The organism is Pseudomonas sp. 05N434, from assembly GCF_056396965.1.
Genome location: NZ_JBFTMK010000361.1, coordinates 1 through 5,224, shown reverse-complemented (window position 1 = coordinate 5,224; position 5,224 = coordinate 1). Strand labels below are relative to the sequence as shown.

General features: G+C 59.4%; 4 protein-coding genes. 1 reads left to right on the top strand and 3 read right to left on the bottom strand.

The annotated features are described in order from the left end of the window. The 3 genes from AC1DLB_RS20535 to AC1DLB_RS20525 form a co-directional block, all read right to left on the bottom strand. Positions 1 to 1,033 (bottom strand): HlyD family type I secretion periplasmic adaptor subunit (locus AC1DLB_RS20535; protein WP_477785544.1); only part of this gene is annotated, 1,033 nt, incomplete at its 3' end. Continuing rightward, positions 1,023 to 3,179, bottom strand: coding sequence for a type I secretion system permease/ATPase (locus tag AC1DLB_RS20530; protein WP_477779362.1), 2,157 nt, complete (start codon positions 3,177 to 3,179; stop codon positions 1,023 to 1,025). The genes AC1DLB_RS20535 and AC1DLB_RS20530, both read right to left, overlap by 11 nt. 43 nt (positions 3,180 to 3,222) lie before the next feature. Next, positions 3,223 to 4,575, bottom strand: a complete 1,353-nt coding sequence (locus AC1DLB_RS20525; RefSeq protein ID WP_018929411.1) for a TolC family outer membrane protein — start codon at positions 4,573 to 4,575, stop codon at positions 3,223 to 3,225. A 356-nt stretch (positions 4,576 to 4,931) separates the two neighbouring features. Between AC1DLB_RS20525 and AC1DLB_RS20520 the strand changes: the two genes are divergently transcribed. Further along, positions 4,932 to 5,224, top strand: a 293-nt coding sequence (locus AC1DLB_RS20520) for a retention module-containing protein (RefSeq protein WP_477785543.1), incomplete at its 3' end; no start/stop codon positions are given.

Genomic DNA, 5,224 nt, shown 5'->3' with positions numbered 1-5,224 from the left:
CCACCAGCAAGGTGTCGTCCAGCGGCACGATTTCTACCAGGTCGCTGCCCGGCTGGATCACGCCGCCGATGGTGTTCACCAGCAATTTGTTGACGATGCCACGTACCGGCGATGTCACCAGTGTCCGGCTGACCCGGTCTTCCAGCGCCTTGCCGGTCGCCTGTGCCTTGTTCAGATCGGTGCGCGCTTCGTTGAGTTGAGTCAGGGCTTCGCTGCGGAATTTACCGCGAGTCTCATCGATCTTGCGCTGCACTTCCTTGATCGCCGATTCGGCGCGAGGGATCGCCAGGGTGGTGGCGTCCAATTGGCCGCGGGTTTCGACCTCGGCACGCTTGAGTCGCAATACCTCGACCGGGGATACCGCGCCCTGAGCCACCAACGGCTCGGACATGGCGATTTCCTGACGCTGCAAGGACAGACCGCTGCGGTACTGGGCCTGCTTGGAGGTGAACTCACGCAGCTCCTGCTGCTTCTGGATCAACTGTTCCTGCAAGCCACCGATCTCATCGTGCAGTTGCTGACGACGACTGATGTACAACGACTGTTCGCTGGCGGCCTGGCCGGGTACAGCTTTGAGCACATCAGCGGGGAAATTCAACGGACGGTCATCGACCTCGGCGCTCAAGCGCTCCACGCGCAACAGCATCGACAGCCGATCGGCCTCGGTTTCGCCAACATTGGAGGCAAACCGTGTGTCGTCCAGACGTATCAGCGGCGCGCCAGCCTCGACGATTTGCCCTTCCTTGACGAACAACTCGGAAACGATGCCGCCCTCAAGGTTCTGGATTTTCTGGATCTTCGACGACGGAATCGCCTTGCCGTCACCCTTGGTGACTTCATCGATCACCGCAAAATTGGCCCACAGCATCAGGAACACGAAGAAGCCGATGATCGCCCAGATCGTCAACCGCACCACGCGCGGGGCGTCCTCGATCAGCGCTTTGTTGACCTCGGGAAGGGGTTGGCCTTGCAGCGACGCGGAGCCTTTGAAGTAGCGGCGGATGGATTCTTTGACCCCAGACTTAAGCAACACTGATCTGCCCCTTTTTCAACGCTTCCATCACGGCGGCTTTCGGGCCATCGGCGAGAATCTGCCCGCGGTCGATCACCAGCAGGCGATCCACCAGCGACAACAGCGAAGCCCGGTGCGTCACCAGCACCACGGTCTTGTTTTCCACCACGGCAGCGAGGCGTTGTTTCAGGCGCTCTTCGCCAGTGTTGTCCATGGCGCTGGTGGGTTCGTCCAGCAACAGGATCGGCGGGTTGAGCAGCAGCGCTCGGGCCAGAGCCACGTTCTGGCGCTGACCGCCGGACAGGTTCTGCCCACGCTCACCAACTTGCAGTTCATAACCTTGCGGATGCAGGCGGGCGAACTCGTGGACGCCAGCCAGTTCCGCGGCTTGCAGCACCAATTCGTCTTCGACATAGCGCGCGCCCGACACCAGGTTGTCGCGCAACGTACCGGCGAGCAATTGGATGTCCTGAGGCACGTAGCCAATGTTGTGGCGCAGCTCGCTGACGTCGATCTGGCGGATATCCACACCATCCACCAGCAGCGCGCCGTCGTCCGGCTGATAGAGGCCCACCAGCAGTTTAGCCAGGGAGCTTTTGCCCGAGCCGCTGCGACCGATGATGCCGATCTTCTCGCCTGGCTTGATGATCAGGTTGATGCCCTTCAGCGCGGGGTTCTGTTGATTCGGATAGGTGAAGGTCAGCTGACGGCATTCAACGGCGCCTTGCAGGACCTTGCGGCTCAGCGGACGCTCGTCGAAATTGCGCTCCTGGGGCAACTCCATCATCTGATCGACCGAGGTCATGGTCACACGGGCTTGCTGGTAGCGGGTCAGCAGACCGGACAGCGAGGCCAGCGGGCTGAGGGCACGACCGCTGAGCATGTAACAGGCGATCAAACCGCCCATGCTCAGGTTGCCGGCAATGATCTGGTACACGCCGAAGACGATCATGATCACCCCGGCCAATTGCTGAATCAGCAAGGTGATGTTCATCGCCATACCGGACAGCATTTTCACCCGCAGCTCAAGGCGGCTGAGGGTGCCGATAGTCTGTTCCCACTGGTACTGGCGCTCGCTTTCAGCGTTGTTGACCTTGACCGCATCAAGACCGGCGAGGGTTTCGATCAGGCTCGACTGGCGCTCGGCGCCCAGGGCCATGGTTCGCTCCATGGTCGCCACCAGCGGCTTCTGCAAGGCATAACCGATCAGCAGCGCAATCGGGAACGCCAGCACCGGAATCCACACCAGATGCCCGCCGAGGATCGCGATGACCAGGAAGATCAACAGCGTAAATGGCAGGTCGATCAGGCTGGTGAGGGTCAGCGACGCGAGGAAGTCGCGCAGGCTCTGAAATTCATGGATGTTCTGGGCGAAGCTGCCGACCCGCGCCGGGCGGTACTTCATGGCCATGCCGACGATGCGCTCAAACAGCGTCGCTGAAATGATCAGGTCGGTTTTCTTGCCCGCCAGGTCCAGGCACAGACTGCGCAGGCTCTTGAGAATCAGGTCGAACACATAAGCGCCGGTGATGCCGATGGCCAGCACCCAAAGGGTCGATTCGGCCTGGTTCGGCACCACGCGGTCGTAGACATTCATCACGAACAGCGGCGCGGCCATGGCGATGATATTGATCAGCAGACTGGCAGCGATGGCGTCGACGTAAAGCCAGCGCGAACGCTTGAGGGTGTCGCGAAACCATGAACGCGCGCGCGGGATCAGCGTGCCATGGTTAACGTCGAATTTGTGCTGGGGTTGGGCGAAGAACACTTTGCCGATGTAGTCGTCGGCGAGCAGTTCACGACTGACGCAGACTTCGCCACCATCGCTTTCACTGAGCAGCAAGCGGGCCTGGTCTTCACCGTGCCAGCCGAGCAGCACCGCACTGCGTCCGTCCTTGAGCAGCAACAGCGCCGGCATGGCGATCGCCGGAATCTGCTCCAGTTTGCGTTGCAGCACCCGCCCTTGCAGCCCGGCGCGAGCGGCCGCACGAGGCAGCAGTTCGACGCTCAGGCGCTGTTTGGGCAACGGCAGGCCGGTGGTCAGCATCGCCGCGCTGGCCGGCTTCTGGTGCAAAGTGCAGAGGGCTAGCAGGCCGTCCAGTAACGGATCGTCATGCAGCGCGCGTGGATCATGAATGAGTTGAACTCGACTGACTTCTGATTCCACGCTCGACACTCTTGGCTAGCTAACAGTTGAAATGGGGCAGGACTCAATTCATCCCAGGCAGCTGGACCTTGGGCTTCACGTCATTCTGCACAACGGATGCCAACGGTGCGACCACGCCCTGACTTTTGAGCAATTCGCCCATGGTCGCCTTGATTCGGTACTGAGTAAATAACTGAATGTTTTTGATCTCGACCAGCCGACGGGAAGCGGTGAACAGCTCGTTTTCACTGTCGAGCAAGTCAAGTAGCGTCCGTTCGCCGAGGCTGAATTGCTTCTGATACGCGCCGCGCACGCTGGCGCTGCGATCGACATATTGCTGGGCGATCGGCACCTGGGCGTTGGCGTTGTTCAGGGCATTCCAGGCCAGGCCCAGTTCTTCATTCAACACGCGCAGGGCGTTGTTGCGAATATCCAGCGCCTGGTTCGACAGGTAGGACTTGGATTCCAGATCGGCCTTGTTGCTGCCACCGGCAAACAAATTGAAGCGCATGCGCAGCATGGCCTGCCATTCGTTGTTGTGACCGTTCTGACCATCGAGGTCGTTGTCGGCGGTGCGACCCAGTTCGGCATCGAAGCGCGGGTAGAAGCTCGACTTGGCGGCTTCGTACTGTTTCTCGGCAGCAGCGATATCCGATTCGGCGGAACGCAGGATCGGGCTGTTTTCCAGCATCTGCGCCCGGGCTTCATTCAGGTTGGCTGGCAACAGCGCCATAAAATCGGCAGGCCGCTCCAGTTGATCGGGCATTTGGCCGACGGCACTGAGGAAGTTGGTTTGGGCGTCTGCCAGGTTGGTCTGCTCGGTGATCAGGTTGTTGCGGGCCTGGGCCATGCGTGCTTCGGCCTGATCGAGATCGGCGCCGCTGCCCACGCCGCGCTGGGTGCGCAATTTGATCTGGTCAAAAATCCGTTCGTGGTTTTTCAGGTTGTCTTCGGCCAGGCGCACGAATTCGCGGCGGGTCAGCACATCGAGATAAACCTGAGCGACGGTCAACGCGGTGCGTTCCGAGGTGCCCATCAAGGAATAAGCACGGGAATTAACGGTGGCTTGTTGACGCCCCACTTCGCTGGACGTCGCAAAACCGTCAAAAACCATCTGTGACAGACGTAAACTTGACTCGCTCCGGTTCAGCGTTTCCCAGTGGTTGCTGCCGCCAGCGGCACGGGTGGAGACACTGTCGGTGCCTTCGCGACCATAACCGCCCAGCAGATCGACCCGTGGCAGGTATCCACCTTTTGCAGCCTTTAATTGATAATCCGCGGCCAGCCGACTATTGACCCCTGCCTGGATTTCCGGATGGACATCCAGTGCCTGTTGCATGGCCTGCGGAAGGGTTTGCGCCTGAACAACGCTGGCGGCAAAGGCGAAGGGTAGAACCTTGAACAGGTGCAAACGCATAGATGGAATTCCCGGGACTTCTTGTCTTGAATCACTGCAGAACATGGCGCTGCATCGCATGATGGCAACCGGAATGACCGTATGTCGGAAAGTTCAAAATCGGAACTGGATCACACGCTGTAGGACAGGTCGCCGCTTAAATATCAATGTGACATTACTTGGACGATTGTTTAGGATGACTCCCATAAGGTCAATAGTTTGGCATAAAGTTAATTTCGAAAGAATATAGCCAAATTATTGACGATTCGAGCGTCAAAGTTATGTATCGAATTTTGTAAGAACGTCCAGCCCCGATCGGCGAACGCGCCCGAGCGGTTCATGGAAGTCAACTGAACGTGACACCCGGAGAGTCTTCAATGAGCAGTGTTGTTGCCATCGTCAAAAGCATTGTTGGTCAGGTTTTCGCGGTGTCCCCAGAGGGCATCCGCCGCGTACTCGTTGAAGGCGACCGGTTGTTTGTGGGCGACCAAGTGGACACCGGTGCCGCCGGCGCCATTACCCTTGAACTGGCTGACGGGCGGACCCTGGACCTGGGCCGCGACACTCAGTGGAGTGGCAGCAATCCGGACTCCAGCACCGACCTTGCACAAGCCACTGCACAAGCGGCGCCATCAGTTGACGAACTGCAGCAAGCCATCGCTGCCGGTGT

Coding starts and splice junctions, on each gene's coding strand:
- AC1DLB_RS20525 (WP_018929411.1), bottom strand. CDS start 4,575: ATGCGTTTGCACCTGTTCAAGGTTCTACCCTTCGCCTTTGCCGCCAGC.